Source organism: Bradyrhizobium sp. USDA 4516, from assembly GCF_054055915.1.
Window position 1 is genome coordinate 4,138,589 of record NZ_JBSRXT010000001.1, and the last position, 14,576, is coordinate 4,153,164.

Annotated in this window: 13 protein-coding genes and 1 other RNA gene; 8 read left to right on the forward strand and 6 right to left on the reverse strand. The window is 65.4% G+C overall.

Going from position 1 to position 14,576, the window contains the following annotated elements; all coding sequences use genetic code 11:
* Window positions 1-6: 6 nt before the first annotated feature.
* The 4 genes from fba to tkt all read right to left on the reverse strand — a co-directional run bounded on the left by fba (window position 7) and on the right by tkt (window position 5,732).
* On the reverse strand, window positions 7-1,074 hold the full coding sequence (gene fba, locus ACVI1L_RS19160) for a class II fructose-bisphosphate aldolase (RefSeq protein WP_057016199.1): 1,068 nt from the start codon (window positions 1,072-1,074) through the stop codon (window positions 7-9).
* A gap of 131 nt (window positions 1,075-1,205) precedes the next feature.
* Window positions 1,206-2,402, reverse strand: a complete 1,197-nt coding sequence (locus ACVI1L_RS19165) for a phosphoglycerate kinase (protein WP_057016200.1) — start codon at window positions 2,400-2,402, stop codon at window positions 1,206-1,208.
* Window positions 2,403-2,581: 179 nt separating this feature from the next.
* On the reverse strand, window positions 2,582-3,589 hold the full coding sequence (gene gap / locus ACVI1L_RS19170; RefSeq protein WP_016842563.1) for a type I glyceraldehyde-3-phosphate dehydrogenase: 1,008 nt from the start codon (window positions 3,587-3,589) through the stop codon (window positions 2,582-2,584).
* 160 nt (window positions 3,590-3,749) lie between these two features.
* On the reverse strand, window positions 3,750-5,732 hold the full coding sequence (gene tkt / locus ACVI1L_RS19175) for a transketolase (RefSeq protein WP_057016201.1): 1,983 nt from the start codon (window positions 5,730-5,732) through the stop codon (window positions 3,750-3,752).
* 333 nt (window positions 5,733-6,065) lie between these two features.
* Between tkt and ACVI1L_RS19180 the strand changes: the two genes are divergently transcribed.
* The 5 genes from ACVI1L_RS19180 to ACVI1L_RS19200 all read left to right on the forward strand — a co-directional run bounded on the left by ACVI1L_RS19180 (window position 6,066) and on the right by ACVI1L_RS19200 (window position 8,772).
* Complete coding sequence (locus ACVI1L_RS19180) at window positions 6,066-6,386, forward strand: DUF4164 domain-containing protein (protein WP_018269681.1); 321 nt, start codon at window positions 6,066-6,068, stop codon at window positions 6,384-6,386.
* Window positions 6,383-6,766, forward strand: coding sequence for a cell division protein ZapA (locus ACVI1L_RS19185; protein ID WP_028332812.1), 384 nt, complete (start codon window positions 6,383-6,385; stop codon window positions 6,764-6,766). The genes ACVI1L_RS19180 and ACVI1L_RS19185 overlap by 4 nt, the downstream gene beginning before the upstream one ends.
* A gap of 265 nt (window positions 6,767-7,031) precedes the next feature.
* Window positions 7,032-7,192, forward strand: a non-coding RNA gene (gene ssrS, locus ACVI1L_RS19190) — 6S RNA.
* A 171-nt stretch (window positions 7,193-7,363) separates the two neighbouring features.
* Window positions 7,364-7,942, forward strand: coding sequence for a 5-formyltetrahydrofolate cyclo-ligase (locus tag ACVI1L_RS19195; protein ID WP_057016202.1), 579 nt, complete (start codon window positions 7,364-7,366; stop codon window positions 7,940-7,942).
* A 2-nt stretch (window positions 7,943-7,944) separates the two neighbouring features.
* Entirely contained in the window at window positions 7,945-8,772 is an 828-nt protein-coding gene (locus ACVI1L_RS19200) for a TIGR00282 family metallophosphoesterase (RefSeq protein WP_253624978.1), read from the forward strand.
* Between the two features lie 94 nt (window positions 8,773-8,866).
* Here the strand turns inward: ACVI1L_RS19200 and ACVI1L_RS19205 are convergent, their stop codons facing one another.
* Entirely contained in the window at window positions 8,867-10,291 is a 1,425-nt protein-coding gene (locus tag ACVI1L_RS19205) for a methyl-accepting chemotaxis protein (RefSeq protein WP_456783558.1), read from the reverse strand.
* 197 nt (window positions 10,292-10,488) lie between these two features.
* Window positions 10,489-12,267, reverse strand: a complete 1,779-nt coding sequence (locus ACVI1L_RS19210) for a methyl-accepting chemotaxis protein (protein ID WP_456783559.1) — start codon at window positions 12,265-12,267, stop codon at window positions 10,489-10,491.
* A 212-nt stretch (window positions 12,268-12,479) separates the two neighbouring features.
* Here ACVI1L_RS19210 and ACVI1L_RS19215 point away from each other — a divergent pair, with 212 nt between their 5' ends.
* From ACVI1L_RS19215 to ruvA, 3 genes are all read left to right on the forward strand, one after another.
* Window positions 12,480-13,226 (forward strand): YebC/PmpR family DNA-binding transcriptional regulator, encoded by a 747-nt coding sequence (locus ACVI1L_RS19215; RefSeq protein ID WP_016842553.1) that lies wholly within the window; start codon window positions 12,480-12,482, stop codon window positions 13,224-13,226.
* Between the two features lie 172 nt (window positions 13,227-13,398).
* Entirely contained in the window at window positions 13,399-13,926 is a 528-nt protein-coding gene (ruvC, locus tag ACVI1L_RS19220; protein WP_253624975.1) for a crossover junction endodeoxyribonuclease RuvC, read from the forward strand.
* A complete protein-coding gene (gene ruvA / locus ACVI1L_RS19225; RefSeq protein ID WP_057016205.1) occupies window positions 13,923-14,540 on the forward strand; it encodes a Holliday junction branch migration protein RuvA in 618 nt (205 codons plus the stop codon). The genes ruvC and ruvA overlap by 4 nt, the downstream gene beginning before the upstream one ends.
* Window positions 14,541-14,576 lie beyond the last annotated feature (36 nt).

The following is a 14,576-nucleotide window of genomic DNA, read 5'->3' on the forward strand; positions in this document are numbered from 1 at the left end:
GATACGTCAGGCAACCTTGGGGTCGAGCTGGCCCGCGGCGTAGCGCTTGGCCATTTCCGCCGTGGTCAGCACCTTCTTGATCTTGCTGGCCTGGCCCGCGGTGTTGAACTCCTGCAGGCGCTGCTTGCACAGCTTGGTCATCGCCTCCATTGCGGGCTTGAGGTATTTACGCGGATCGAACTCTTCCGGATTGTCCTTCAGCACCTTGCGGATCTGGCCGGTCATCGCCATCCGGTTGTCGGTGTCGATGTTGATCTTGCGCACGCCGTTCTTGATGCCGCGCTGGATCTCGGCGACCGGCACGCCCCAGGTCGGCTTCATCTTGCCGCCATTGGCGTTGATGATCTCCTGCAGCTCCTGCGGCACCGACGAGGAGCCGTGCATCACCAGATGCGTGTTCGGCAGCTTGCGATGGATTTCCTCGATCACGTTCATGGCGAGGATGTTGCCGTCGGGCTTGCGGGTGAACTTGTAGGCGCCGTGCGAGGTGCCCATCGCGATCGCCAACGCGTCGACCTTGGTCTCCTTGACGAACTTCACGGCCTCGTCCGGGTTGGTCAGCAGCTGGTCGTGCGACAGCTTGCCCTCGGCGCCATGGCCGTCTTCCTTGTCGCCCATGCCGGTCTCGAGCGAGCCGAGCACGCCGAGCTCGCCTTCCACCGAGATGCCGCCGAGATGGGCCATGCCGGTCACGGTCTTGGTGACGCCGACATTGTAGTCCCAGTCGCCGGGGGTCTTGCCGTCGGCCTTCAGCGAGCCGTCCATCATGACCGAGGTGAAGCCGGCCTGGATCGCGGTCATGCAGGTGGCGGGCTCGTTGCCGTGGTCGAGATGCACGCAGACCGGGATCTGCGGGTAGATCTCGGTGACGGCGTCCATCATGTGCTTGAGCATGACGTCGTTGGCGTAGGACCGCGCGCCGCGCGAAGCCTGGATGATGACGGGCGCGTCGACCTCGGAGGCTGCCGCCATGATCGACAGCGCCTGTTCCATGTTGTTAATGTTGAAGGCAGGTACGCCGTAATCATGCTCGGCCGCGTGGTCGAGCAGTTGCCGCAACGTTATGCGAGCCATTCCATTTCTCCCTGTAGTGCAAGTTCGTGGATGTGAAGCGCGATGAGCTCATTTTCATCGCGCTTTTGCTCTTTGTTTAAGCATGATCTCTTCGGAAAACCGCTTCACACTTTTCCGGATCATGCTCTGGATCAACGGTTTTTCAGAACTTCGACGCCCGGCAGCGGCTTGCCTTCCATCCATTCAAGAAACGCGCCGCCCGCGGTCGAGACGTAGGAAAAATCGCCGCCCACGCCCGCCTGGTTCAGCGCCGCGACGGTGTCGCCGCCGCCGGCGACCGAGATCAGCTTCCTGGCCTTGGTGCGTTCGGCGGCATGCTTGGCCGACACCACGGTGCCGCGGTCGAACGGCGTCAGCTCGAAGGCGCCGAGCGGGCCGTTCCAGACCAGCGTCGCCGCGTCGTCGATCGCGGCATGGATGCGCGCGATCGATTGCGGACCGACGTCGAGGATCATGCCGTCGGCCGGGATCGCATCGAGGCCATAGGCATGCGACGGCGCGTTGGCGGCAAACTGGTTGGCGACGACAGCGTCGACGGGGAGGATGATGGCGCAGTTGGCGGCGTTGGCCTTTTCCATGATCCGCAGCGCGGTCGGGGCAAGATCCTTTTCGGCGAGCGACTTGCCGACGGCGACGCCCTGCGCGTGCAGGAAGGTGTTGGCCATGCCGCCGCCGATCACCAGCGCGTCGACCTTGCTCACGAGGTTTTCCAGGAGGTCGATCTTGGTCGAGACCTTGGCGCCGCCGATGATCGCGATCACCGGCTTGGTCGGCGCTTCCAGCGCCTTGCCGAGCGCATCGAGCTCGGCCTGCATGGTGCGGCCGGCATAGGCGGGCAGCTTGTGGCCGAGGCCTTCGGTCGAGGCGTGGGCGCGATGCGCGGCGGAGAAGGCGTCGTTGACCCAGATGTCGCCGAGCTTGGCGAGCTCAGCGACGAAGCCGGCGTCGTTCTTCTCCTCTTCCTTATGGAAACGGGTGTTTTCCAGGCAGAGGATGTCGCCGTCCTTGAGGGCCGCGACAGCGGCGGCCGCAGGCTCGCCGATGCAGTCCTCGGCGAAGCCGACCGGGCGCTTGATCACTTTCGACAGCGCTTCGGCGACCGGCTTCAGCGATTCCTTGGGATCGCGTCCCTTGGGGCGGCCGAAATGGGCGAGCAGGATCACCTTGCCGCCCTTGTCGGATATTTCGGTGATGGTGGGGGCCACGCGCTCGAGCCGGGTGGCGTCGGTGACGCGGCCATTTTCCATGGGGACGTTGAGGTCGACGCGCAGCAGCACGCGCTTGCCCTTCACGTTGACGTCGTCGAGGGTGCGGAACGATTTTGTCATGGGGGGTGTCGAACTCCTGGGGTCATTCCGGGGCGATGCGGAGCATCGAACCTCAGATGCGCAATTGCGCATCGGGGAATCTCGAGATTCCGGGTCTGGTCCTGCGGACCATCCCGGAATGACGGAGCGGCAAACACGCAGATGCCCGGCGGTGAGCCGGGCATCGCGAACAGTCGAACTTAAACCAGCTTGCCGATCGCGACGGCGGTGTCCGCCATACGGTTCGAGAAGCCCCACTCATTGTCGTACCAGGACATCACGCGCACGAAGTTGCCGTTCTGCACCTTGGTCTGGTCCATGTGGAAGGTCGACGAGTGCGGATCGTGGTTGAAGTCGATCGAGACGTTCGGCGCGTTGGTGTAGCCGAGGATGCCCTTGAGCTGCTGCTCGGACGCACGCTTCATCGCCTCGTTGATCTCCTTGACGTCGGTTGCGCGCTTGGCGACGATCTTGAGGTCGATCACGGAAACGTTCGGGGTCGGAACGCGGACCGAGACGCCGTCGAGCTTGCCCTTCAGCTCGGGCAGCACGAGGCCGATCGCCTTCGCGGCACCGGTCGAGGTCGGGATCATCGACATCGCCGCAGCGCGGCCGCGATAGAGATCCTTGTGCAGGGTGTCGAGCGTCGGCTGGTCGCCGGTATAGGCATGGATCGTGGTCATGAAGCCGGTCTCGATGCCGACGGTGTCGTTCAGGACCTTGGCGACCGGCGCGAGGCAGTTGGTGGTGCAGGAGCCGTTCGAGATCACCAGGTGATCCTTGGTCAGCGTGTCGTGGTTGACGCCGTAGACGATGGTGGCGTCAGCACCGTCGGCGGGCGCCGAGACCAGCACGCGCTTGGCGCCGGCTGTGAGGTGCGCGGAGGCCTTGTCCTTCGCGGTGAAGATGCCGGTGCATTCCAGCGCGACGTCGACGCCGAGCGCCTTCCACGGCAGCTTGGAGGGATCGCGCTCGGCCGAAACCTTGATCTTGTTGTCGCCGAGGCTGATCGTGTCGCCGTCGACCGTGACAGTGCCGGGGAAGCGGCCGTGCACGGAATCGAAGCGCAGCAGGTGTGCGTTGGTCTCGACCGGGCCGAGGTCGTTGATGCCGACCACCTCGATGTCCTTGCGGCCGGACTCGGCGATGGCGCGCAGAATGTTGCGGCCGATACGCCCAAACCCGTTGATCGCGACGCGGATTGCCATGCTCGTCTCCTCTAATGCTGTTGTCAGCCCCGCGGGAGCGCTCCCACGAGGTTTTTACGGCGGAACGCCCGGTTCGGCCGGGCGCGTACGGAAAAGATGGAGCTTAGGTAATCCTTTTTTGCGACAAGCTCAACCTTGGCCGACAGGTGTCAGGCCAGCGTCAGACGCGCTTCGTGGCAGCGTTAACGACGGCTTCAGCAGTAATGCCGAAATGCCGGAAAAGGTCCTTCGCCGGGGCGCTGGCGCCGAATCCGTGCATGCCGATGAATTCGCCGTCATGGCCGATCACGCTGTCCCAGCCCCAGCGCACCGCGGCCTCGATCGCGATCTTGACCGGGGCGTTGCCGATAATGGCATTTTGCCGTTCGGCGGGCTGTGCCAGCAGCAATTCCAGCGACGGGACCGAGACCACCCGCGTCGCGATGCCGCGTCCGGCGAGCTGCTTCTGCGCCTCGACCGCGATCTGGACCTCGGAACCCGACGCGAACAATGACACTTTTGCGTCACCCTGCGCCGCGACCAGCTCATAGGCGCCGTGGCTGCACGGGTTGTCGTTCGGCGCCGTGGTGCGGAGCTGCGGCAGGTTCTGGCGAGTCAGCGCCAGCACCGTCGGTCCGTCGACGCGGTTGAGCGCCAGTTCCCAGCACTCGGCGGTCTCGACCGCGTCACAGGGACGGAACACGCGCATGTTGGGCATCGCGCGGAGCGCGGAGAGATGCTCGACCGGCTGGTGCGTCGGGCCGTCCTCGCCGAGGCCGATCGAGTCATGGGTCATGACATAGACGACGCCGGTGCCCATCAGCGCCGACAGCCGCATCGCGCCGCGCGCGTAGTCGGTGAATACCAGGAAGGTGGCGCCGTTCGGCGCGAAGCCGCCATGCAGGAAGATGCCGTTGAGGCACGCCGCCATGCCGTGCTCGCGGACGCCGTAATGGATGAAGCGGCCCTTCGGCGTCTTGGCGCCGAACGCCGTCGCCGACTTCGCCTTGTTGTTGTTGGAGCCGGTGAGGTCGGCGGAGCCGGCGACGAATTCCATCGGCATCGCAGCCGCAATCACCTCGATCGCGGCTTCCGACGATTTGCGGGTCGCGACGTTGAGCGGATTTTCCAGGAGCCCCTTCTTGAAGGCGCGCAGCCCCTTGGCGAGCGACTGCGGCCGCTCGTGGCGAATGCGGCGTTCGAACTCGGCGCGCTTGCGGCTGCCGAGCTGCGCGAACTGCTCGTCCCACGCCTTGTGCTCGGCGGCGCCGCGGGCGCCTGCCTCGCGCCAGGCGTTCAGCACGTCGTCGGGCACCGAGAACGGCTCGAGCGAGATGCCGAGCTTCTCCTTTGCCGCCTTGAGCTCGTCGGCGCCGAGCGCTTCGCCATGCGCCTTGGCGGTGCCGGCCTTGTGCGGCGCGCCGTACCCGATCGTGGTCTTGCAGGCGATCATCGAGGGCTTGTTGGATTTCTGCGCGCGGGTGATTGCAGCGGCGATCGCCTGCGGATCCTGGCCGTCGATCAATTCGGCGGCCCAACCTGCGGACTTGAAGCGCTTCACCTGATCGACGGAATCGGAGATCGAGGTCGGGCCGTCGATCGAGATGCCGTTGTCGTCGTACAGCACGATCATCTTGTTGAGCCGCCAGACACCGGCGAGCGCGATCGCTTCCTGCGAGATGCCCTCCATCAGGTCGCCGTCGGAGGCGAGCACATAGGTGTGGTGGTTGACGATCTTCTTGCCGAACTCGGCGGCCAGCATCTTCTCGGCGAGCGCCATGCCGACCGCGGTCGCGATGCCCTGGCCGAGCGGACCGGTGGTGGTCTCGATACCCTTGGTGTGGAAGTTCTCGGGGTGTCCCGGCGTCAGCGATCCGAGCTGGCGGAAATGCTTGAGCTGGTCGAGCGTCATGTCCTTGTTGCCGGTGAGGTACAGCAACGAATAGAGCAGCATCGAGCCATGGCCGGCCGAGAGCACGAAGCGGTCGCGATCGGGCCACGCCGTGTCGGCCGCATCGAATTTCAGGAATTTTGTGAACAGGACGGTCGCGATGTCGGCGGCGCCCATCGGCAGGCCGGGATGGCCGGAATTCGCCTTTTCGACGGCGTCCATGGCAAGGCCACGGATCGCATTGGCCATACGGGTGTGATCGACCTGCGTCATGATGAAAAGTCCGCCTAAAATGAGGAGCTGATGCTGGACGCATCGGGCGGGCAGCCGCGATACGCGCGTGGATGGCCTTACGGGTTGGGGGGTGGATTAGCACCTCAATTCCGCAAGTCCAAGGCGATGGAACGCCTCAAAACGGGGAAAAGTTGCCCGAAATCGCCTATTTCATTCAACGGTGCATAGTTCTCCGCCGCCGTTGCGCTGGGCTCGCTTGCCACGTAAATTTCGTCCCGTAAACGCTTGCCGAACCGCCTGTTTTGCCGTGCGGCAGGCCTGTCTTCCGCAGGCTACCAAGCCAACCGACTTGAAAGGTCCACGCCGCGTGTCATGAGTGATCGTCTCGCCAACGGGTCTGGCAATACCGAGGCACCGCTTGCCGATATCGATGCTGCGACAAAGCGGCTGATGGCTGCGCTTGATGCGCTGGAGAGCTCGGTGGAGCGGCGCCGCGAGGCCGACCGCGACGAGAACGAATTGGCGAGCCGCATCCAGGCGCTCGGCGCCGATCGCTCCAGGCTTGCCGACGAACTCGACGGATCGCTGGTGAAGACGCGCAAGCTCGAGCGCGCCAATCGCGAGATCGCGGAAAAACTCGACGCGGCAATCGGCAGCATTCGCGCCGTGCTCGACGGCGGAGACAGCAGATGAGCCACATCAACGTCACCATCAATGGCCGGCAATACCGGATGGCCTGCGAGGAGGGCCAGGAGGTGCGGCTCCTGAAGCTCGCGGAAAATCTCCAGCAGCGCGTGGAATCGCTGCGCGGCAAGTTCGGCGAAATCGGCGATGCGCGGCTGACGGTGATGGCGGCGCTCACCGCCTGCGACGAACTGGTTGACGCCAGCGCACGCATCCGCAGCCTCGAGGAAGAGGTCGAGCAGCTGCGCAACGCGCGCGTTGCCGCCATCGACCGCGCCCGCGCGACCCAGACCGCGGTCTCCAACGCGCTCAACGCCGCCGCGGAGCGGATCGAGCGCACCACGCAGGTGCTCAACCGCACCATCGGCGGCGGCATCGCGATCGGGTGATCTATATTTTCCGGCATCGGGTGATCTTATCCTCCCCTGGAGGGGGAGGATCGACGCTCATGAAATGAGCGGCGAGGTGGGGTGACGGTCTTTCCACACGTGTAGCGCCCGCGTTGAGAGATCACCCCACCCCGGTTCGCATTCCGCTACGCTTCATGCGTACCGACCCTCCCCCTCCAGGGGAGGGTGGAGAGAAGTGCATGAGTCTCGGCTGCGTCTTCCTTACCGCTGGCGGATTGGGGCAACGATGGCTAGATTAGCCCCCGCGAAGCTGCGTCGTGCGTCAGGAGCCATATATCCCCGGGGCCTTATCGATCCTTTAGGGAACTGTCCCTGGCCGGGTCCGTGGACCCGGACATATGGTGCCCACCTACTTTCGTAGGGAACTCCGGGATCGAGCGCTCCAACGGCCTCTGCGGCTTCGCACTGATTTTTGCTGTTGCCTTGTCGTCGCGCTGCGGCGGTTGAATTGTCTAGCAGTGTTGTGCCCCGCGATACGGGGCGTCCAGCGCGCCGCGGCCTGGCCTTAACGAAAGCTAGCGTCTCTGGGATGATGGATCGTCCGTTGTCGCGGACGACGACAGCGGAAGATGGATCATGCACGCATCTCCATCGAAGGCCGAGCTCCGGGCACTTGCTCTCGCCAAGCGCGATGCGCTGAGCGACGAGCAGCGCGCGACGGCTGCCGAAGCACTCGCCAAGCGCGGCGCGCCGTTCGAGATCGCGCCGGGCATGATCGTCTCGGGCTATGCGCCGATCCGCAGCGAGCTCGATCCGGCGCCGTTGATGAAGAAGCTTGCCGACAGGGGCGCGCGGCTCGCGCTGCCCTGCATCAATGCGCGCGGCCAGTCGCTGACCTTCCGCAGCTGGTCGCCGCAGGACCGGCTGATGCTCGGGCCGCTCGGCATTCCCGAGCCGTCGCCGGCCGCCGCCGAGGTGCATCCGGACGTGATGCTGGTGCCGCTCGCGGCATTCGACAAGCTCGGTCACCGCATCGGCTACGGCGCCGGTTATTACGACTATACCTTCGCGCATCTGCGCAAGGCCAAGCATGTGATCGGGGTCGGACTTGCCTTTGCTGCACAGGAAACCAAGGCGATTCCGGCGCTGTCGCACGACGTCCCGCTCGATTTTGTGCTAACGGAGCGCAAGACGTTCGATTTCCGGAGTAGCTAGCCTTGCGAATTCTCTTCGTTGGTGACGTCGTCGGCAGGACCGGCCGCACCGCCATCGCCGACCACCTTCCCGGCATGATCAGGGACTGGTCGCTCGATCTCGTGGTCGTCAATGGCGAGAATTCCGCCGGCGGCTTCGGCATCACCGAGGCGATCTATCAGGAGCTGCTCGACGCCGGCGCCGATGCGATCACGCTCGGCAACCACGCCTGGAATCAGAAGGAGGCGCTGGTCTTCATCGAGCGCGCGCCGCGCCTGATCCGCCCGCTGAATTTTCCGCGCCATTCGCCCGGCCGCGGCGCCACGCTGGTCGATACCAAGAGCGGCAAGCGCGCGCTGGTCCTCAACGCGATCGGCCGCGTCTTCATGGAGCCGTCCTCGAACGATCCGTTCAGCGCCATCGAGCGCGAGCTCGAGGCCTGCCCGCTGCGCGAGGGCTGTGATGCCATCGTGCTCGATTTCCATGCCGAGGCGACCAGCGAGAAGCAGGGCGTCGGCTTCTTCTGCGACGGCCGCGTCAGCCTCGTGGTCGGTACCCATACCCACGTGCCGACCGCCGATCATCAGGTGCTGCCGGGCGGCACCGCCTATATGAGCGATGCCGGCATGACCGGCGACTATGACTCGGTGATCGGCATGCAGAAGGAGGAGCCGCTGCAGCGCTTCCTCACCGGCATTCCCTCCGGCCGTTTCGAGCCGGCGGGCGGCGTGGCAACACTGAGCGGCATCGCGGTCGAGACCGACGATGCGACCGGCCTCGCGGTGAAGGTCGCGCCGGTGCGCGCCGGCGGGCGGCTCGAGCCTGCGGTGCCGGGGTTTTGGGTGAAGTGAGGTTGCCGTAGCCCGGATGCAGCGAAACGAAATCCGGGAATCTCTCCGCGGTCGCATTGATCCGGATTGCGCTTCGCTGCATCCGGGCTACGAACTACGACTGCCGAAAACCCATCCGGAATGCGCCCCAGTGGCGGCCGTTCACGACGATCGGCGATGACAGGTCCTTCATCAGCACGAAATTGCCGCCGCCCATGTCGCGGCGATAGGTCTGCAGCAGGAACGGTTTTGTGTTGGCTGCGACCTTGCTCACCGCGCGGTCGTTGAACAGGCGGCGGTTGCGGCAATTGGCGTTGTTCCAGACCGGGTCCGGCCCCTGTGGCTGCCGGTAGTTCGGATTGTGGGTCGGCAGATAGCCGCTGCGCGCCCAGGCGACGCAGAACACGATGCGCGGATCGCTCTTCTGGATCGGATCCTGGATCGCGGGCAGCACGCGGTCGGTAAACGCGACGTAGTCGGTCAGGTACTGCTTCGGATTGGTGCCGGCGATCTCGCGATAATTCTCGTCCATCAATTGCGCGAGCGTGACCTCGCCGCGCGCCACGGCATTCTCGAATAGCTCCGAGATCTGCCTTGCGGTGTCGATCACGACGCGGATCAGCGGCGTGTCGCTGGTCTGCACGCCGCTGTCGGCGATGGTCACGATCAGGCTCTCGCAGAGCTCGAGCAGTTTCGCGACGCGGCTGTCGGCGTGCTTGAGGTCGCGCGAGGAGAGATCGACGCCCTTGGCCAGCTCGTTCAGCTCCGCGATCACGCTGTCGCAATGGCCGAGATTGGAGGTCGCGGCGCGCGCCACGCTGCCGATCTCGGCGCCGACGGATGAGAAGCCTTCCTGCACGCGCATGATGATGCCCGAAATCTGCTGGGCGCCTTCGCCGGCGCTCTTGGCGCGCAACGAGGCATCGCTGCTCTCGCCGATCAGGCTGCCGATCTGGCCGTCGAGATCGCGCACGGTGTCGGAAATCTGATGCGTCGCCTGGCGGGTTGCTTCCGCAAGGTTCTTGACCTCGCTCGCGACCACGGCAAAGCCGCGGCCGGCATTGCCGGCGCGCGCCGCCTCGATGGTGGCGTTGAGCGCCAGCAGATTGGTCTGCTTGGCGATCGCTTCGATCGAACCGGAAACCTTGGCGACCTGGCTCAGCGCGGAGCCGACCGCGGCGAGCCGCGCCTCGATCCGTCCGACCGCCGCGACGAGCTCTGCGATATGGCTGACCGCGGTCTCGACCACATGACGCGACTCCGCGATCTGGCCGACCGCGGCGGATGCGGTCGTTTGCACCGCCTGCGATGCGTTGGCGATGTCGTGATTGGCGGCGACCATCGTCTCGGCCGTCGTCTGCAAATGATGGAAGCGCTCGGACTGGCTGCTGACGCGGTTCGCGACCTCCTGGACGTTGCCGGCGATGTCGGCGAGTTCCACCCCGAGGCCGCCGATGCGGTCGGCGAGCTGGTCCACCAGCCGCTCGGCCAGCGTTCGGTCCGATGACGTATCCAGAACTGCAAGCTGCGCGGCCGACATGTCGACGCTTCCTCCGTTACAGCGGCCCGTCGGCCGCCGCAGCATTCCCCATTCCAACCCTAAAGCGTGATTCGCGCTGCCGGTCTTGCCTGAGCGCGCACTGTGTAGCCCGGATGCAGCGCAGCGAAATCCGGGACTCCTGCCCGTGGAAACATGCATCCCGGATTACGCTTCGCTGCATCCGGGCTACGAAGCGTTCAAAGCTTGTAGGCGGTGCGGAACCCGCCCCAGTGCCGGCCGCGCACGCGGATCGGTACGTCGATCTCGCGCATCATCACCGTGTTGCCGCCTCCCATGTCGCGCGCATAGGTCTGGATCAGATAGGCGCGCTGGTTGCGGCCGGCGGCGAGGCCCGCGGCGTCGTTGAAGATGCGGCGGTTGCGGCTGTTGGCGGTGTTGTATGCCACGTCGCCCGGCCGCTGCGGCTGCGAGTAGAGCTTGTTGTGGACCGGCAGATAGCCGTTCTGGTCGATCATCACGCAGAATGCCATTCGCTTGTCCCTGGCGAGGAATGCGTCCTGGAACGCCGGCAGGGTGCGCTCCGCCCAGTCCAGCATTTTGGTGCGGTACTGCACCGGGTTGGTGCCTGCGATCTCGACATAGTCGGTGTCGAACATGTCGGCGATTGTAATCGCGCCGCTCGCCAGCCCGTTCTCGAACATCTTGCTCAGCGTGCTGCCGGCTTCGATCGCGCGGGTGACGAGCTCGGCGTTCTCCTCGTGGATCGCCCACATCCGGTCTTCGATTTTTTCGCGCAGCTCGGCCGTTGCCGCCTCGAAGCGGGCCTGGCTGCCTGCCTTGGAGCGCTCGCCGACCCGGATCCGGCACGCGCCGATCTCCTGCAATGTCGCGTTCAGGGTCTCCTGCACCGGCAGCTTCCCGGCATCGGGTCCGCCGATCAGAATGCCGTCCATCGCGATCTCGTAGACCGGCGCGGTGACGAGGCCGCGCGCGGTCGTGATCTCGATCTTGAGGCTGCAAGGCAGGCGCTCGTTCTTGCGCGGATCGCCGCGCTCGTCCTGGCGCAGCAGCACCGCGCAGCGCGCTTTCAGCTTCTGCGCGAATGCAGTCACCGCCTTGCCGGCCCTGGCGACATTGTCGCCATGCGCGGCGGCTTCGCGCGTTGCACTGTCGATCTCGCCGGCGCTGGTGCCGACCGAGACGATGAAGTGCGAGGCGGAGGCGGCGTTCTGGCCCATCTCGCCGGTGATTTCATTCTGCTCGGCAACCGCGCCGTTGACGTTCTCGAACACCGGGCGGATCTTTTCGATCGCCTGGGAGATGCGATGCACCGCGTCGGCCGATCCGGTGGCGTCCTTCTGCAACGCCTCGATCTTGCGGGTGATCTCCTCGGTCGCGCTCTGGGTCTGCACCGCCAGCGCCTTGACCTCGGTTGCGACCACCGCAAAGCCCTTGCCGGCGGCACCGGCGCGCGCCGCCTCGATCGTCGAGTTCAGCGCGAGCAGCGTGGTCTGCCGCGCGATCTGTGCGATCAGATTGACGACGTTGCCGATCGCGGCCGAGGATTCGCGCAGGCGATCGACATTGGCGGTGGCCTCGCGCGCCGCGGCCGCGGCGTCGTCGGCGAGCTGGCTCGCGCTGCGCACCTGTGCCCCGATGCCCTCGGCGGAGTGGGTGAAGCGGTCGGCGGCTTGCGAGAACGTCGTCGCGGTGCTCTGCGCATCGCTGCTGCGGCCGGTCAGCGCGTCGGTGCGGGCGCGGATCGTAGCGAGCTTGGCAGCCGTTGCCTCGGCGCCGTCGGCGACCGAGCTCGCGGCGCGTTCGAGCTGGCGGATCATCGCGCCGAGCTCGAGTTCCAGCAATTCCAGGATCTCCTTGGAGGAATCCTTGGATGAATCCTTGGCCGAATCAGTCTCGGCTGAGACCTCAGGGGCTGCGGCCGCGGTTGGAACCTGCGGCGCGACGGCCGGCGCAGCCGGCTCCGGCACTTGCTTTCGAAACAAACCGAACGCCATGTGGGCTCTTTGGGGCTGTGGAAAGTTGCGGCGGGACGGGGCGATCCTCGCACCCGGGCATGAAGTCATGGTTAACAAGTGCCTCATATTCCGGCTTGCGGTAGTATTCCTCCGCCGGAGGGCCCCGCCGATCCTTTGATTTTGACCGTGAGGGGCCTATAAGGCCGCGTTTTCCATCCCTGTTCAGACCCTAAGCTCCGAAGAGACGTCGCATGGCCGGCCATTCCCAATTCAAGAACATCATGCACCGCAAGGGCCGGCAGGATGCCCAGAAGTCGAAGCTTTTCGGCAAGCTGGCCCGCGAAATCACCGTGGCGGCCAAGCTCGGCACCCCGGACCCGGCGATGAATCCGCGGCTGCGCGCCGCCGTGGTCGCGGCCCGCGCCGAGAACATGCCCAAGGACAATATCGACCGCGCCATCAAGAAGGCCGCGGGCAATGAGGGCGAGAACTATGACGAGATCCGCTACGAGGGTTATGGCCCCGGCGGCGTCGCCGTCATCGTCGAGGCGCTGACCGACAACCGCAACCGCGCCGCTTCCGATATCCGCTCCTTCTTCACCAAGTCGGGCGGCAATCTCGGCGAAACCGGCTCGGTCGCCTTCATGTTCGACCGCACCGGCATCATCGAATACGACGCCAAGGTCGCCTCCGACGACGCCATGCTGGACGCCGCGATCGAGGCCGGCGCCGACGACGTGGTCTCCAGCGAAGGCGGCCACGAGGTCTACGCCTCGCAGGACACTTTCCGCGAAGTCGCAAAAGCGCTGGAAGCGAAGTTCGGCGAGCCGCGCAAGGCGGCGCTGACCTGGAAGCCGCAGAACACCGTCGCGGTCGACGACGAGACCGGCGAAAAACTGCTGAAGCTGATGGACCTGCTCAACGAGCATGACGACGTGCAGAACGTGTTCGCCAATTTCGAGGTGTCCGACGCACTGATCGCGAAGATGGGCGGGTAGTTTGCTTTGTCATTGCCGGGCTTGACCCGGCAATCCATCAAAAAGCAAAGGCTTCTCTGATCGATGGATGCGCGGGTCAAGCCCGCGCATGACGATTGCGGCTATTGTGCTTTCCCGGGTATGAGGCTCCGTTTGTGTTTCGTTCTCCCGGCGCAGGCGGTATCACTAGCCCATGACATCCCAGCCGATTCGCTCTCCCGTCCGCATCATCGGTATCGATCCGGGTCTCCGCCGCACCGGCTGGGGGGTGATCGAGACCGAAGGCAATCGTCTCGTCTATATCGCCTGCGGTTCGGTCGAACCGCCGGACGATCTGCCGCTGGCGAACCGGCTGCTCGCGATCCATGAGGGGCTGGCCGCCGTGCTCGCCGACCACCGACCGGTGGAGGCGGCCGTCGAGCAGACCTTCGTCAACAAAGACGGCGTTGCCACCTTGAAGCTCGGCCAGGCGCGCGGCGTCGCCATGCTGGCGCCCGCAATGTTCGGTATCTCGGTCGCCGAATACGCGCCGAACCAGGTCAAGAAGACGGTGGTCGGCGCCGGACATGCCGAGAAGAACCAGATCCAGGTGATGCTGAAGATCCTGCTGCCGAAAGCCGAGCCGCCGTCCGCCGACGCCGCGGACGCGCTCGCGGTCGCGATCACCCACGCGCATCACCGCCAGAGCACCGCGCTGCGGCTCAGGGTGGCGAACCTATGATCGGCAAGCTGAAGGGCCTGATCGATTCCTATGGCGAGGACTATGTGATCCTCGACGTCGGCGGCGTCGGCTATCAGGTGCACTGCGCGGGCCGCACGTTGCAGGCGTTGCCGTCGCCAGGCGGCGCCGCCGTGCTCTCGATCGAGACCTATGTCCGCGAGGATCAGATCAAACTGTTCGGATTTCGCACCGATCATGAGCGCGAATGGTTTCGCCTGCTGCAGACCGTGCAGGGGGTCGGCGCCAAGGTCGCGCTCGCGGTGCTCGGCACGCTGCCGCCGACCGATCTCGCCAACGCCATCGCGCTGCGCGACAAGGCGGCGGTGGCGCGGACGCCGGGAGTCGGGCCGAAGGTCGCCGAGCGCATCGTCAGCGAATTGAAGGACAAGGCGCCAGGCTTTGCCGATGTCGATCCCGCGGTGGTGCAACTGTCAGGCGCGATCGACAACAACCGCGCGCCACGTCCGGTCACCGACGCGATCTCGGCGCTGGTCAATCTCGGCTACGGCCAGCCGCAGGCCGCCGCCGCCATCGCCGCCGCCTCGCGCAGCGCCGGTGAGAAGGCCGAGACCGCGCAGCTGATCCGGCTGGGGTTGAAGGAACTGTCGAAGTGATCAGTGGATTGGAGCGCCTCTGTTCTTCACCTCGCC